The 15,346-nt window shown below is 34.8% G+C and carries 11 protein-coding genes and 2 pseudogenes; 10 read left to right on the forward strand and 3 right to left on the reverse strand.

The window, feature by feature from the left end; genetic code table 11:
- Positions 1 to 5 precede the first annotated feature (5 nt).
- Positions 6 to 830, forward strand: a pseudogene (locus NKG37_RS14000) (sugar ABC transporter permease); the annotation flags it as partial.
- Between the two features lie 117 nt (positions 831 to 947).
- Here NKG37_RS14000 and NKG37_RS14005 read toward each other — a convergent pair.
- A complete protein-coding gene (locus NKG37_RS14005) occupies positions 948 to 2,264 on the reverse strand; it encodes an ISLre2 family transposase (protein WP_254414822.1) in 1,317 nt (438 codons plus the stop codon).
- A gap of 206 nt (positions 2,265 to 2,470) precedes the next feature.
- Between NKG37_RS14005 and NKG37_RS14010 the strand changes: the two are divergent.
- The 9 genes and pseudogenes from NKG37_RS14010 to NKG37_RS14050 all read left to right on the forward strand — a co-directional run.
- Positions 2,471 to 2,860 (forward strand): annotated as a pseudogene (locus tag NKG37_RS14010) (sugar ABC transporter permease); the annotation flags it as partial.
- A 155-nt stretch (positions 2,861 to 3,015) separates the two neighbouring features.
- Positions 3,016 to 3,780 (forward strand): DeoR/GlpR family DNA-binding transcription regulator, encoded by a 765-nt coding sequence (locus NKG37_RS14015; RefSeq protein WP_101730280.1) that lies wholly within the window; start codon positions 3,016 to 3,018, stop codon positions 3,778 to 3,780.
- A gap of 265 nt (positions 3,781 to 4,045) precedes the next feature.
- A complete protein-coding gene (rhaD, locus tag NKG37_RS14020; protein WP_169188169.1) occupies positions 4,046 to 4,882 on the forward strand; it encodes a rhamnulose-1-phosphate aldolase in 837 nt (278 codons plus the stop codon).
- Between the two features lie 75 nt (positions 4,883 to 4,957).
- Positions 4,958 to 6,109 carry an iron-containing alcohol dehydrogenase gene (locus tag NKG37_RS14025; protein ID WP_169188170.1) on the forward strand — a complete coding sequence of 384 codons (1,152 nt, stop codon included), beginning with the start codon at positions 4,958 to 4,960 and terminating at the stop codon, positions 6,107 to 6,109.
- 269 nt (positions 6,110 to 6,378) lie between these two features.
- Positions 6,379 to 7,425, forward strand: coding sequence for an autoinducer 2 ABC transporter substrate-binding protein (locus NKG37_RS14030; protein ID WP_169188171.1), 1,047 nt, complete (start codon positions 6,379 to 6,381; stop codon positions 7,423 to 7,425).
- On the forward strand, positions 7,415 to 9,253 hold the full coding sequence (locus tag NKG37_RS14035; RefSeq protein ID WP_254414823.1) for a cache domain-containing sensor histidine kinase: 1,839 nt from the start codon (positions 7,415 to 7,417) through the stop codon (positions 9,251 to 9,253). Before NKG37_RS14030 ends, NKG37_RS14035 begins: the two co-directional genes overlap by 11 nt.
- The gene (locus NKG37_RS14040; protein WP_169188173.1) at positions 9,240 to 10,868 is read left to right on the forward strand and encodes a response regulator transcription factor; all 1,629 of its coding nucleotides are present in this window, start codon (positions 9,240 to 9,242) and stop codon (positions 10,866 to 10,868) included. The genes NKG37_RS14035 and NKG37_RS14040 overlap by 14 nt, the downstream gene beginning before the upstream one ends.
- A gap of 329 nt (positions 10,869 to 11,197) precedes the next feature.
- Entirely contained in the window at positions 11,198 to 11,521 is a 324-nt protein-coding gene (gene rhaM, locus NKG37_RS14045) for an L-rhamnose mutarotase (protein ID WP_016204520.1), read from the forward strand.
- Between the two features lie 23 nt (positions 11,522 to 11,544).
- Complete coding sequence (locus NKG37_RS14050; protein WP_016204519.1) at positions 11,545 to 12,819, forward strand: MFS transporter; 1,275 nt, start codon at positions 11,545 to 11,547, stop codon at positions 12,817 to 12,819.
- Positions 12,820 to 12,878: 59 nt separating this feature from the next.
- Here the strand turns inward: NKG37_RS14050 and NKG37_RS14055 are convergent, their stop codons facing one another.
- Positions 12,879 to 13,721 carry an STAS domain-containing protein gene (locus NKG37_RS14055; RefSeq protein WP_101730274.1) on the reverse strand — a complete coding sequence of 281 codons (843 nt, stop codon included), beginning with the start codon at positions 13,719 to 13,721 and terminating at the stop codon, positions 12,879 to 12,881.
- Positions 13,722 to 13,880: 159 nt separating this feature from the next.
- Complete coding sequence (locus NKG37_RS14060; RefSeq protein WP_169189631.1) at positions 13,881 to 14,999, reverse strand: GntR family transcriptional regulator; 1,119 nt, start codon at positions 14,997 to 14,999, stop codon at positions 13,881 to 13,883.
- Between the last annotated feature and the right edge of the window lie 347 nt (positions 15,000 to 15,346).

Below are 15,346 nucleotides of genomic sequence, written 5' to 3' on the forward strand. Positions count from 1 at the left end.
TATACATACAATCACCATTAAAAACGAATCCGATAGGTTCACAAAAAAAGAATTCCAGTAAATCACTTATTCAAATTAATTTCCGTCAATATAGTATGATTATCGCCTTAGTATTTATTATGGTATTTTTTCAAATTACTACAGATGGACTTTTATTAAAACCATTAAATATTACAAACTTAATCTTACAAAATAGTTATATATTGGTCTTAGCTGTTGGGATGTTGCTTGTTATCGTTACAGGGCATATTGATTTATCAGTAGGTTCGGTTGCTGCGTTTGTTGGTGCTATCTCGGCGATTATGATGGTGAATTATGAAATGTCACCATTTTTGGCAATTGTTATTTCTTTAGTACTTGGAGCAGTTATTGGAGCATGGCAAGGGTTTTGGATTGCATATGTTCGAATCCCAGCATTTATTGTGACATTAGCAGGTATGCTGTTGTTTAGGGGATTAACAATGATTGTTTTAGAAGGGAAATCAATTGCTCCTTTTCCCGAATCCTTTCAAAAAATCAGTTCTGGATTTATTCCCGACCTCACTAGTGGTGGTTCTTTACACCTCTTAACAATATTAATTGGGATAGCTCTATCAATCGTTATTATTTTCTTCCAATGGAAAAATAGACGAAATCAATTAAAGCATCAATTTGAGGTTCAACCATTTGGGCTATTTGTATTAAAGTTAGTAGGTATGATAGTCATTCTAAATATCTTTACATTTGTACTAGCAACCTATGAAGGAATCCCCAATATATTAATTGTATTAGGTGTTCTTATTGTAATTTATACATTTGTGACAAATAAAACAAAAGCCGGAAGACATATGATTGAGTCAAGTTTTTGTGGGAGTTTTTTTAGCTCCCTTTTTTATAAAGTAAAACCTCTAAGTTTGTATCCGCTTTCCAATTGGTTTTGTTCTTCCAACTGTTGATTCTCTCATTTTTTAAAAACCTTTTAATCCCTGTAAGGCAAAGTGAACGGGTTTTCCAATCGCTTGATTTAAGTATGGCATGTTCTGACGCACGGTTTCTGTTACTAATTTTGTGGGTATTTTTCTTTTCGGTCGATGCTCTTTCTTTGATTTTTCCGTGGCTTTTTCCCATTTCCCATATATCGTTTGGATGGATAGGTCATCCTTCAATCCAATCCACAAGCGCGCCATGCTCATGACGCCTTTTTTGCTCCATGCTCTTCCATTTTTTAATCGTTTGGCTAATTGATTCATCATTGCTTCTGCACTTCCCATTGGACGATACGCTGTCGTGTCCACGCCTTTCTCCTGTAACCAACTACGGTAATCTTTTATGGTTTCCTGATGATGCGTTAAAAAGGCAAGGAAATGCTCTAGTTTTTCTTCTTTTTCTGGTGTATCCATTGTTCCTACTGCGCTATTCAACTCTAGAAGTAATGTTTCTACCTGGTAGTTTTTTAACGCTCTTTTCATGTAGCGGTATCGAGGATGGCTCTTCATTAGTTGCTTCATCGAACGAGCGACATGAAAACGGTCCATGGTGAAAAAGGCGCGTTCCCGAAAATACTCCCGACATGCCGTTATCCAGCCTGCTCCATCACCATTAATAATAAGCAAGGTTTGGGTAGGATCATACGCATAATTATTCTGTAAGAACGTTTCAAAGGCTTCCCAAAAGGGTTCTTTTCCTTCATAAAGAAAATGCCTTTTATTTCGGAGCCTGATTCGCTTTCCGTTTTCTTTCCATCCCTCGTGTACAGCGGCGAATTTCAACTCCCATCCACGCTTTTTCTTTTCTTGACTCTTCACATATAATCCATCTACTTCGACAAACAATACCTTTTGAAAAGGGCGTTTTTCCTTAGCGGGAAGTACGCTTGTTTGAAGAAGATGTTGCCGTAATGCTTCGTGGCTCATCGCCGAATAGCCTAAAAATTGTTCGAACGTTTCCACCGCCTTTCGATAGGAGGAGCCATTCGTCGCTAGTTCTAGCCCCCATTCTTCTAGTAGCGGACTAAATCCCTTATTCCCCTGAAACTGTAAATAGTGATCTAATAGACAAATATATTTTTTAGTCACACGATCAAAATAATAATTACGCTTCAGCTCCACAGCTCCAAACGCTGTATCTAATCGTATTTCTCGTTTATCACGTAAAGCAAATCTTCTTTTGTCTCGTTGCTTGGCAATCTCTTGATCCCAATTTTCTAACGTTTGAACAAGGATTTCTTGAAACGTCATTTGTAGTGTTCGAAATAAAGTTTTTTCCAATTCTTTTAATGATGGCATTTTTGTGTTACATTGATTCATGAGAGCCTCTCCTTTTCGTAGTGTTCAGTCAAACTCTACTTTACAAAAGGAAGCTCTCTTTTTTAATACTTAATTTTTTCCAGCTACCGCGCTTTCGCTTGGTGGCCTTTTTGTCTAGTTGGGGGACTCGTCCCCCAACTAGACAAAAAGGATATTTATTCTCCCACAAACATTTTACTCATACAAGACATATCTATGCTATCGGTGGAAATGAGAAGGCAGCATTGCTTTCTGGAATAAAAACGAAAAAGATGACCTTTATGGTGTTTGTTAATATGGGTGTGCTGTCCGCATTATCGGGTCTATTATTCGCGGCACGATTAAATGCAGCCACACCAAAAGCGGGTAATCTATTTGAACTTGATGCTATTGCAGCATGTTTCATTGGTGGCGCGTCCGCATACGGTGGTATTGGGACCATACCTGGAGCAATTATTGGTGGTTTAGTAATGGGAATCATGAATAATGGAATGTCATTAATGGGACTTGGAGTAGACTGGCAGCAAGGAATTAAAGGATTGGTACTTTTAGCTGCTGTAGCCTTTGATATTTATAACAAAAACAAAGCTCAATAAATTTTGGGGATAAAAAGATGAAGTAGGTCAAACCTAGTTTGTCTTTTTTTATGAGGAAAAAATCTTTATAGAAAATAAAACGACAAATATGCTATAGTAATAAGCATATAACAACATAATCCCAAGAAAACAAAAATGGAGGGAGAACTTTAAACGTGCTTGTAGCGGAAAGACGACGAAAAATTGTGGAGCTTGTAAATGAAAGACTAAGCATTCGCGTAACAGAGCTTAGTGAGATTTTCTCTGTAACAGAGGAAACCATTAGAAGAGATTTAGAAAAGCTAGAACAGGAAAAACTCTTGATGAGGAGTCATGGTGGTGCGGTGAGTGTCGAAAAAGAACCTGCAGATACTCCTTTTATCGTAAGAGAGGTTACGAATGCGGATCAAAAGAGAGCAATAGCTCGAGAAGCAGTAAAACATATTCAACCAGGAGAACAAATTATATTGGATGGCAGTACAACTGCTTGGTATATGGCAGCCCAATTACCTGATATGCCTCTTACTGTTATCACTAATTCTATTAAGGTAGCATTGGAATTAAGTAAGAAAGAACAGATTAAAGTAATATCGACAGGTGGAATGCTTCTGTCAAAATCTTTATCTTATGTAGGACCGCTAGCTGAGCGCTCCCTTGAGAGATATTATGTGAACAAGTTGTTTTTATCCTGTAAAGGGGTAGATGTGGTAAGCGGTTTAAGTGATGCGAATGAATGGCAGGCACTATTAAAGAAACAGATGATGAATATTTCATCTGAGGTTACTCTCCTTGTAGATTCAAGTAAATTTGGAGTAAAAACTTTTGCTCATATTGCAAACCTTGATCAAATACAGCATGTTATTACAGATGAGCAGATTCCATCAGAATATGAAAATTGGTTTCAAGAAAAGAATATATCCTTTCAAATTGTTCAATCATAAAGGAAATGCAGTGTATAGATTTATAATAATAAAAGATAGTACTGACATTGATAAAAAATGTTGGCGCTATCTTTTTTTTGTTTTGAATGATGGGGTTAATAAAGAAAATCAAAAACAAATCAAATAAAATTCACAAAAACTCCACATTTATCCCCTGTTTTTATTTTTGTTTTTGTTGACTTACTTTTGTTTCGAGCGTAATATAAAGATAAGAAAACAAGAATATAAAATACTAGAAAATTAGAGAATGAAGGAGTGAGAAAGAATGGTAGCGACTATGCAAAAGAAAGATATTATCGAAGCACCGTTTTTAAAAGAAATGTGTGAAGCAACTTTTAACATGTGGAATATGGGATGGGATGAAAGAAATGGGGGAAATATCAGTTATCTTTTAGATGAGGAAGTAGTGGAACAATATTTAGATGTTAAGCAAATTATCCGTTCCATTTCATTGAAGTTTCCAGTATCAGAATTAGCAGGAAAATATTTTATTGTTACAGGTTCTGGCAAGTATTTTAAAAATGTGAAAGAAGATCCTTCTAATACACTTGGGATTTTAAAAGTAGATGAAAGTGGAGAAAAAGTACACTTACTATGGGGATTTGAGGATGGTTCCAATCCTACTAGTGAGTTACCTTCCCATTTTATGAGTCATATTGTGCGTTTACGAGTAGATCCTAATCATCGGATTATCATGCACAATCATGCGACTAATATACTTGCCATGACATTTATTCATGACTTAGATGAAGCAAGCTTTACGAAAACCCTTTGGCAAATGTGTACGGAATGTATTGTTGTTTTTCCTGATGCGATCGGCATATTGCCTTGGATGGTTCCTGGAACAGATGCAATTGGCGAAAAAACAGCGGAGAAAATGTTGGAGCATCGTTTAGTAGTTTGGCCGCATCACGGTATCTTCGGTGCTGGTTCCACAATGGACGAAACATTTGGTTTAATTGAAACAGCAGAAAAAGCTGCACAAATTTATACGATTATCGGAGATGCCTCCAAGATAAAACAAACGATTACGGACCAGCAGCTTAAAGATTTAGCAGATGCATTTCAGGTAGTACCTAGAGAAGGTATATTAAGTGTATAAAAGAGGTGGGCATATTGCCCTTTCTTTATAAATTATTATGTGAAATGTTGAACAAATAAGAGGAGGTAAATAAAAATGAGTGCACATGTCTTTTATGTTCCAAGTACAAATTTAATGGGAAGAGGTTGTTTACAGGAAGTAGGACCACAAATAGAAGAATTAGGATTAAAAAAAGCGTTGGTGGTAACAGATACTTTCCTAAATGAAAGCGGGATTGTGAGGAAAGTGAAAAAAGTATTGGATGATAGGCAAATAGACTATGCTGTTTATGCAGGAGTAAATCCTAATCCGACTACAGCAAATGTATATAGAGGAGTAGAAGTATATAAAGAAAATGGATGCGACTTTATTGTATCTGTTGGCGGTGGATCTCCTCAAGATACAGCAAAGGCAATGGGTCTTTATGTAACGAATGGTGGGGATATTAAAGACTATGAAGGTGTAGGAAAAACATCAAAAAAATCAGTACCAATTGTAGCGATAAATACAACTGCCGGAACCTCAAGTGAATTTACTATTAACTATGTCATTACCGATGAAGAACGCCATGTCAAAATGGTAATGGTTGATAAAAATTGTCTTGTAACAATATCAGTGAATGATCCCGAGCTAATGGTGGATAAGCCTGCTGCATTAACAGCTGCAACAGGAATAGATGCTTTAACACATGCGATAGAAGCAATTGTTACTCCAGGAGCATACGCAGTAACAGATGCTACTGCATTAGCTGCGGTAGAAAAAATATTCACCTATTTACCTCGTGCAGTGAAGGATGGATATGATATAGAAGCACGTGAACAAATGGTATATGTAATGTTTTTAGCTGGTATGTCATTTAATAATGCAGGATTAGGATTTGTTCATGCTATGGCTCATCAACTTGGGGGTGTATATGATTTACCTCATGGTGTGTGCAATGCAATGCTCTTGCCTATTGTGGAAAGAGAAAATGCGAAGCGAGACCCGCATAAATTTCCAGCAATAGCAAAAGCAATCGGTATTTCCATTGAAGGAAAGACAGATAGCCAGTGTGCAGAAGAAGTCATTGCAGCAATTATAGAGCTTTGCCAAACGGTAGAAATTCCAGCAAGATTATCAGAGTTAGGAGTAGAAGAGGTTGATTTGGAAAAACTAGCAAGCTTTGCTTTATTAGATGCATGTGCTCCTGGAAATCCATTTCAACCTACAAAGGAAGAAGTAATTTCTATGTTTAAAGAGATTTTATAATAATAGAATCGGTGTACCAGCACGATATTATATAGAAGGAATTAGGTTGTATATTACGTTACTAATTCCTTCTGTTTTTATTTATGCATAAAATTTGTGGATGTTCCAAATGAAACCCCAAAAAATAAAAATAAACAAACATATATTTTTTTGTTTATTTTTTATATAATAAAAAGAAAGCACTTTATCTCACTCTTAACGGATAGTAAGATCCTACTGATAGAAGTTTCACTTTATGTAGAGAGTAATGAAAGGTTAGGGGAAAAGAAATGCAGCTAAAATCAATAATGGTACTTTTCATGCTTTTGATTATTGTAAGCGGATGCAGTTTCGATTCGTCTAATCAAAAATATGAAATTATTTACCAGAATGATAGGCTTCAACCAAAAGAAGGGGAAAGGTCCGCAATAGAAAAGGAATATATGATTGCTGTTATACCAAAAGTAAGTGGAATTCCTTACTTTAATGCAGTGGAAGAAGGAGTATTAGAAGCTGGGAAAGATTTGAATGTACATGTGTTATATGCAGGACCATTAATAGCAGATTGGCAGCAACAAGAACAACTTGTTAAGGAATATATAGAAAAAGAGGTTGATGCTATTGCTATTTCTGCAAATGATCCAGAAAAATTAGGTCCCATCTTAATGGAAGCAAAACAAAAAGGGATTGTAGTTATGACATGGGACTCAGATACAAATGAAAAATTTCGAGAATATTTTGTTAGCTCAGTAGATCCAGAGACTTTAGGTAGACATGTGATGGATACTCTGTCTTTAAATATGAAGGAAAAAGGTGCTTATGCCATTATTACCGGTTCCGATAATGCTGCCACTTTAAAGGAGTGGACGGAGTGGATGGTTATTCAACAAGAAGAAAACTATCCTAAAATGAAGCTTTTGGAAGTAGAGGAATCAAATGATAACCCACAAAGAGCATATATGATTGCAAATGAATTGCTGGTGAAATATCCAGATTTAAAGGGGATTATTGGAAGTTCTTCGGTAGGACCGCCAGCAGCTGCTCAAGCCGTAATGGATGCGAATAAAGTTGGAGAGATTGCTGTCGTTGGTTTATCAAGTCCTAATTTAGTACGTTCCTATTTAAAAAATGAAGCGATACAAATTAGCACTTTATGGAGTCCTAAAAAATTAGGCTATTTAACAGTTAGTGTAGCAAAAGAAATTTTATTAGGAAATGAAGTGACAGATAATAAGTCTTTTGAAAATGTCGGCATTATTAGAGTGAAAGACGATACGATTATTATGGGGCAGCCTATTGATTTTACAAAGGAGAATATCGATCAATATGATTTTTAAACGAATACAGTTATTTAAGCTAGGGCAAGCCCCCTTAAAGCGTAAGTTAATTATTACTTATATGATAATGACCGTAATTCCAATGGGGATATTAGGCTATATTACGTATACGCAAAATACAAAGGCTATAGAAGAACAAGTAGGCGAATATATTCCTAGACTATTGAATCAAGCAAATAAAAATATAGAAAATGAATTAAACTTGCTAAATGATCTGCCTAATGCAATTTATAATTCAAAAGAAATAATGTCAATTCTTAGAAGCACGCCTTACAAAGAAAAATCAGCTTTTCTACAGGAGCAATATACAGTGGAAAGCTTTTTATCCAATAACTATTTAAACAGTAATCAATCAGATATTTTAGCGGCATTTTTAATCACCAATAATGGCAATTATATAAGCACGAAAACTCCTTTTAAAGGAATGGATTTTGAGGATTCCATCCTTCCTTTTGGAGAAATTCATGATTTAGCCGGGGAAATGCCAATAATTTTGCCAAATAAAACAACTTTAACCTTCGAAAAAAATATTCCATTTATTCTCGTTGTAAATGAACTTACGGACTTTGAAAATCGGGAAAGTTTAGGTTCTTTACTATTTGCAGTAGATGTGACATTTATTGAAAAAATACTTAATGATATTGATAAGGAAGAAAGAGCAAATATATGGTTAATGGATGAAGATGGATATATCATTTATCATCCTGACAAAACACTCATTGGACAAATAGATGGCGGATTAGTAGATTATCCACTTGTAAACGGTAGTTTTCGTACAACGGAGTATGCAAAGGAAAATGTATTATATAGTATGAATCAATCAACAAATAAACACTGGATTCTCGCTCACAGTATTCCTATGAAATATCTAACCGAAAGAACAGATATCGTAAAGAATTATACACTATCCATTTTTTTTATTTTAACAATCGTTTCTACGATCATTTCGATTTTTATCGCTTGGTCTGTAACCAAGCCGATTAAGCATCTTGGAAAAGTAATGAAGGAAGTGGAAGATGGTAATCTACATGTCACAATCACTCCAACCAATAAGGATGAAGTAGGACAATTAGCCGAGAGCTTTCAGTCGATGTTAGAACAATTGAGAATACTGATACAGAAAAACTATGAAATTGAATTACAACAACGAAATGCGCAAATCTATGCACTTCAATCACAAATAAATCCACACTTTATGTACAATACGTTAGAAACAATTGGAGCAGTTATTGAGGAAGAGGATCCAGAAACGGCAGTAGATATGGTAGGTATTCTTGGACAAATGTTAAGGTATTCATTAAGCAGTAGTGAAAATTTAGTGCCTCTGCAAACGGAATTAACACATATAAAAAACTATTTAAGGCTTCAAAAAATCCGTTTTGAGGACAGGGTCAACTATGAAATGGTGGGAGAAGATCAGATTCCCCTCTACTATTCTCCTAAATTTATTATCCAACCAATTATTGAAAATACTTTTAAATATGGAATGAAACTAAGGAAAGTATTAATAATATCGATAGCCATTTTGGTGGAGGATGGAAAATTAAAGATTGTCATTAAGGATAATGGACCTGGAATAGAGGAAGAAAAATTGCAGAGTATCCAAAAAAACTTAAATAAACAAGATTATTTTACAAGAGAATCGGGAGTGGGATTAACAAATGTTCATGCGCGAATTAAAATGTTGTTTTCTGATAAATATGGGATAACGATTGAAAGCAAACAGTCCATCGGAACAACAGTAACGATTCTTTTACCTCTGATTCAGGATCCTTGTATAGTGTATGAGAACAGGTTAGAAGGTGGGAGAGAAAATGGAGAAAATTAAGGTGATTGTTGTAGATGATGAACCTAGAATTTTAAAACGCATGGTACGGATGGTAGAAGACGATGGAGAAGTGTGGGAAATCATTGGAGCCTTTTCTGATGGAAAAGAAGCGATTGAAAAAATAGAAGAAAAGTCACTTAGGTTTGATTTACTTTTAACAGATGTGCAAATGCCTGAAATTACAGGGCTGCAACTTATTAAGCGTTTAAAAGATAAAATGTCATTTGAGTCAATCATCATTAGTGGATTTGATGATTTTGTCTATTTGCAATCTGCTATAAAAGAAGGAGTTTCCAATTATTTATTAAAGCCAGTTCATCGAGAGCAATTGAAAGAAGTATTACTACAGATACAGAAAAAAATTGAAACAAAAAGGAAAGAAGAAAAAGAAAAGCAGCAATTACAACGAAAGGCTGAAGAATTAGACTATACGAAGCAAATATATTATTTAAGTCAATTGCAATTGGAAGATTATTTGAGAGAAGATAAACAGAAATGGTTACAGCTTATAGGGAAAGGTTCATTTCAGTTATTGTATATCAGCATTGATCAAAATAGAAATCAAACATGGTCGGATGAGTATCTAGCTTGGCTAAAAGTAGCAAATGAAGATATTTTGTCTTCATTAAAGATCTCATTAGAAGAATGGTCTTCCTCATCGAATAGAAGAAAATGGTTATGGAGAGATGATCTTTTTTCTATATGGATTTTAATAGAACATCAAGAGTCTCAACATTTACGTAAGGAAACAGAAGCACTTTTACGATTATGGAAAGAAAATATTAAAAACATATCCGAGAATACGGTTACAATTGCTGTGGGATCGGTGTTTACAAATATGGAAGATTACTTGACTAATCGAAAAAAATTAGAGAGTGTTATGCAAAATAGAATGATATACGGATGTAATAAAGTGTTTTGGCTTGAGCAATTGCCAGAGACAAGTGAGGAGAGTAAAAAACATAGTTCAGAAATTATTAAAAGCATCCAGCAGCTTTTATTTAGTCTGGAGAATGAGGGAAAGAAGGAAGTAATTATCTCGCTCGAAGAATATTTTAAAAAGCTGCAACTAATTAGTTCAGCAAGTATTTTAGAAGAAGCTGTACAATTACTTGGATTAAGAATTGTAAACAGATGGGTTGAGTTAGAAGGATTTGGAGAAGAAAGAATATTGTTCCGCGAAGTAATCTCCTTAACAAAAAATACATCCAATTTTTATCAATTGAAGGATAAGATAAAATTTTGGGTTCTTTCTGTAATGGAAAGGATTCAAAAAGCCAAAAGAACCAATAAAAACCCTATTCAAAAAGCAAAGGATTACATTCAGGATCATTTAGGCGAATCGATAACCATTAAATTAATTGCACAACAGGTATACATGAGTCCTACTTATTTCAGTGTTTATTTTAAGGAGCAGACAGGGGAAACCATTCTAGACTATATTACGAAAACACGATTGAAAAAAGCAACAGAGTTATTGGAAACAACGGATCTTAAGATATATGATATTGCTGTCCAACTAGGCTATCAGGATACAAAGTATTTTAGTAGATTGTTTAGACAATGGTATGGATACACACCTTCTCAATATAGAGAAGCCCATCTAAAAAGATAAGGGAGGAGCGGCTAAGTAATACTAGGATGAGGAATATAATCATATTTGAGCTATCGGAATCTATGGGAAATGAGTTTCCGATAGCTTTTTTTTGTTAGATAGACTGGTAGTGTTTAGGACAGTAAATTTTTAAAAGAACTGTTTCAATTCCTTCCATTTATTTAGGCCTTCATAGTTTCTCGTTGTGTAATAATGAAAACCCTACCAAAAAACATTTTTTTATCCCCCCATTCTTAGTTTTGTCTCCTGTTAAGCGCTTTTATCATGCAGTAATATGTAGATATCAACAATGTAATTGCTTTCAATAATAAGAAGGGAGTAATCAAAGAATGAAAAATCGTACTAGATTAGCAAGTATTATGCAAGTATATAAGGATCAATTTGAAGAATATGAGAAGAGACATAATGAACTTTGGCCAGAGATGGAGGAGACGTTAAAAGCTCATGGTGTACATCACTATTCCATTTTCTTAGAAGAAGAATCTGGACAATTATTTGCCTATTTAGAAGTAGACGATGTAGAAACATGGGATAAGGTTTCGAAAACGGAAATTTGTAAGAAATGGTGGGACTACATGGAGCCATTAATGGAGACAAATCCAGATAACAGTCCTGTGTCTAAGCAGCTAAAAAGTGTTTTTTATCTTGAATAGAATAATAGAAAGGAAGATTAGTGATGGCGACTGCGGTGAAAAAAAATGATAAAAAGGCTACAATTACAGTAGCTATGTCCAATTATCTTGAAGCAGGCTCTATTGTTGCTGGGGCCGGTGGATTGACTCTATGGATGGAATACTTACATTTAGATGATTTTAAGCTTGGTTTACTGGGAGCCCTAAGTGCAAATGGGTTTGGTTCAGCAATTGGTGCTTTAATTGGTGGTATTTTAGTAGATAAATATGGAAGAAAGTTTATATATAAATATGATTTGCTCGTATATATGCTTGGTGTTTTATTGATTACTTTCTCTTTCAATTTTCCAATGCTGTTAATTGGCTATGTGATTACAGGTATTGCAGTAGGGGCTGCCATTCCAGCTGCCTGGACATACATAGCAGAAGAAGCACCTGATAAGGAGCGTGCAGCTAGAATAGGATATGGTCAATTAGCTTGGTCTGTTGGACCAGCAATATCGTTATTATTGTCTGTTTTACTTGCACCACTAGGTTTATTGGGGAGCAGAATAATATTCGCGCAATTATTTATAATCGCTTTAGTAACATGGATTATGCAGCAACAGATTAATGAATCAGCAATTTGGGAAGAAGAAAAACAGAAAGAGAAAGCCCAAATTCAAAAAGGTGAAAAAATTGCCAATCCGATTAAAGAACTTTTCTCCATTAAAGCTAATCGAAAAGCAATCGTTCTCTTAATCGGAATCTATGTGTTCTGGAATTTAGTGGCAGGGGTAATGGGTTACTTTATGCCATATATCTATGAAACGGTTGGTGGTTTAACAGCGGCACATGCTAACTTGTTACAAGCATTTTTATGGATATTAACGGTTGCTTCTACTTATTTTGTCTTTATTAAATTAGGAGATAAGGTAAATCGTAAATTACTGTATACCATTGGTGCAGTTCTTGGAATTATTGCTTGGTTAGTTTTATCATTAGGTTCAATGGGGATGTTTGAACTATTTACATTCGTTATATTATGGGGTGTTGCAGCTGGATTTGGAGCACAGGCATTTTATGGGTTATGGTCAAGTGAGCTATTCCATACAAAGTATAGAGCTAAAGCACAAGGCTTTTTATTTGCAACAGCACGTGTCTCTGTAGGGTTAATCTCATTAGTAGTGCCATTAATGATTACTACATTAGGCTTTAAAACGTCAGGTCTGATAATGATAGGATTCTTGTTAATTGCAGCTATCATCGGATTTATAATGGCTCCTGAAACGAGAGGGAAATCATTAAAAGAAATTGAAAAAGAGCGCTATTCTGCATAAAAGGAAAAGGATGTCTTAATGGAGTTATTGTTTAAATAACACTTTAAGACATCCTTTTCTTATTCTACTACTCTCTTTAAGCCGATGCTGGCTAAAGCAGTGTGTAAATTTGCACAGGTGGTAATTTTGCTAAAATCAATTCCTAAAGAAATAATCGTTTGCGCAATTTCAGGTCTAATACCAGAGACAATGGATTTTACACCAATCAAATCCAAGGCATGGACAACTTTAAATAAATTATCCGCAACCATAGTATCTACAATTGGTACGCCTGAAATATCTAATATAAGATATTCAATTTTTAAATTGGCTGATTCCTGTAAGGCAACTTCTAAAATTAACTGAGAACGTTGTGTATCAATTTCACCTATAAGTGGGATAATGGCTGTTTCCTTTGCAATTGGAACAACTGGGACAGACAGCTCTTCTAAAGCAGTATAAGCGAGCTTCATTATCTTCGTATTATGCTCTTCATAAATATGTCCTATATAAGCACTGATTTCATCGAGAATAGGATCAATAATTTTTCCAACATCGAGCATTGTAATTGGTGCGAAAGATTTTTGTTCTAATTCTTCTGTGAATACGTCCCAAATAACATTTCGATAAACCGATAGGGAGCGAAGTGCAGATTGTAAGGGAATATGATTCTTTACAAACGTTTCCCCCGTTTTTTCAGACCAATATTGTATTCCTTCCGAATCTTTATTATCCTTTAAGGCTTCAGCCAAGATGAAGAAAAGCTTAGCATTCCATTCATGCATGTCTTCTTCGCGATACGGAAGGGATAAATTAGATTCCTGCTGTTGTAAGAATTGCGAAAGTAGTGTATTTGTATTTTCAGCAAGGATGTTCTTGTTTTCTATGATTTTGTTGCCTATATAAGCTAATTCATCCTTCAAAATGGCTCACTCCTAAGTTTAAATCTATTAATAGTATACATGTTCTTTGATTATATGTGGAGCAAATGAGCTTTTCCACCTATATTTAATGATAAAATTAAGTATTTGTATTGTAGTAATGATTATTTAAGACTGTTTTTAAAAGATTGGCGCTTATCCCTAAAGATTATTCAGACAAGGTGCTGTGGAATTTCTTAAGACAAGCTTTGGATTATAAACAACAGATGGAGGCAAGATTCCTTTCTTTTCCACCGCATCTATAATCCATTTTGCTGCTTCTAAGCCCATTTCCATTTTTGGATGGGTTATAGAACTTAATTTGACTTCTGAAGCTTCCGTTAAAAATGAATCGTCATAGCCAATAATGGAGATATGTTCTGGAATACTTAAGTTTAATGTACGGAGGTAATTGATTACTTGAATGGCGAGTTCATCATTGTAGCAAACAATTGCAGTAGGCCTAGTAGTCGTTTCAAATATCTCCGCAAGTCGCTCTATCGGGTAGGTTACCTCATTTTCGGTTGAATAATTAATAATCATTTCTGGGAAGAAAGGAATCGAGTATGTTTTATATGCTTGAATGAATCCTTTCATTCTATTTATTCCTTGTAAATCATCTGTTTTAAATAATCCAATAATTTTTTTGTGGCCAAGTTTTATTAAATGTTCGGTCGAAATAAATCCACCATGTTCGTCATTCACCACTAAATAGGGAGGCGAGAGTTGGGAATAAAATTGGTTTATCATTATATAGGGAATTTTATTCTGCTCCAGTTCTAAATAAAGCTGTATATTTGGATTAAAGGTATTGGATTTAGTCGGCTCAACAATTAATCCATCAATGTTTCTGTCCAACATTGTCTGAAGACATTGTTTTTCCTTTTTAATATCATTGTCCGTACAAGCGAAGGTAAGGGAATATCCTTGATTTGTTAAATGAGATTCAATTCCTTTTATAATAGACGGGAAAATATAGTCTGATATATGGGTTGTTATAACGCCGATATTTTTTGTTCTTTGTAATGGTGGATAGGAAAGGGCTGATTCAGAAGAGCGAACTTGTTGATTAGAAACAAATGTGCCAGCACCCTGTTCTCTATATAGCCAACCCTCATGCACTAAATCCCCAATTGCTTGTCGAATTGTATGACGACTTACTCCAAATATTTTTCCTAACTCATTTTCCGAGTATATTTTTTCTCCGGGCTGCACTTTTCCAGTAGTGATCCAGTCCGTAATTTTTTCTTTCACCATATTGTATTTTGTTGTTTGTGCCACTGTTTCACCACTTTCCATTGTAGATAACGCTGTTAACTTATACGTACAATAAAAATTATAGGGATATCGTACCAGAAAAAGGCATAAAAGACCAATGATTTCTTAGTAGAAAGATAGCAAGCAGTGATGATATTTCGAAGGGGACCAAATGAAGGGGCAAAATTTTCTTTCTATTATACGTACAAGTTTGCTTATCTAAGTTTTAAATATATAAGGAGTTTTGGAAACGCATTACTTTATTAGTTGACAACTTGTATATACATGTTATGATGAAAGGGAAGGAATATAGTATATTAATCGTTAATAATGGTATTGTTCAAGTAGAGAATTGTATAAGTTGACGTGCG

Source organism: Niallia sp. RD1 (assembly GCF_024219955.1).
GTDB classification, from domain to species: Bacteria; Bacillota; Bacilli; order Bacillales; family Cytobacillaceae; genus Niallia; species Niallia alba.

Excerpts from the sequence above, each read along its gene's own strand:
- NKG37_RS14050 (WP_016204519.1), top strand. The coding sequence starts at position 11,545 with ATGGCGACTGCGGTGAAAAAAAATGATAAAAAGGCTACAATTACAGTA.
- rhaD (WP_169188169.1), top strand. The coding sequence starts at position 4,046 with ATGGTAGCGACTATGCAAAAGAAAGATATTATCGAAGCACCGTTTTTA.
- NKG37_RS14035 (WP_254414823.1), top strand. The coding sequence starts at position 7,415 with ATGATTTTTAAACGAATACAGTTATTTAAGCTAGGGCAAGCCCCCTTA.
- NKG37_RS14030 (WP_169188171.1), top strand. The coding sequence starts at position 6,379 with ATGCAGCTAAAATCAATAATGGTACTTTTCATGCTTTTGATTATTGTA.
- NKG37_RS14005 (WP_254414822.1), bottom strand. The coding sequence starts at position 2,264 with ATGCCATCATTAAAAGAATTGGAAAAAACTTTATTTCGAACACTACAA.
- NKG37_RS14025 (WP_169188170.1), top strand. The coding sequence starts at position 4,958 with ATGAGTGCACATGTCTTTTATGTTCCAAGTACAAATTTAATGGGAAGA.
- rhaM (WP_016204520.1), top strand. The coding sequence starts at position 11,198 with ATGAAAAATCGTACTAGATTAGCAAGTATTATGCAAGTATATAAGGAT.
- NKG37_RS14040 (WP_169188173.1), top strand. The coding sequence starts at position 9,240 with ATGGAGAAAATTAAGGTGATTGTTGTAGATGATGAACCTAGAATTTTA.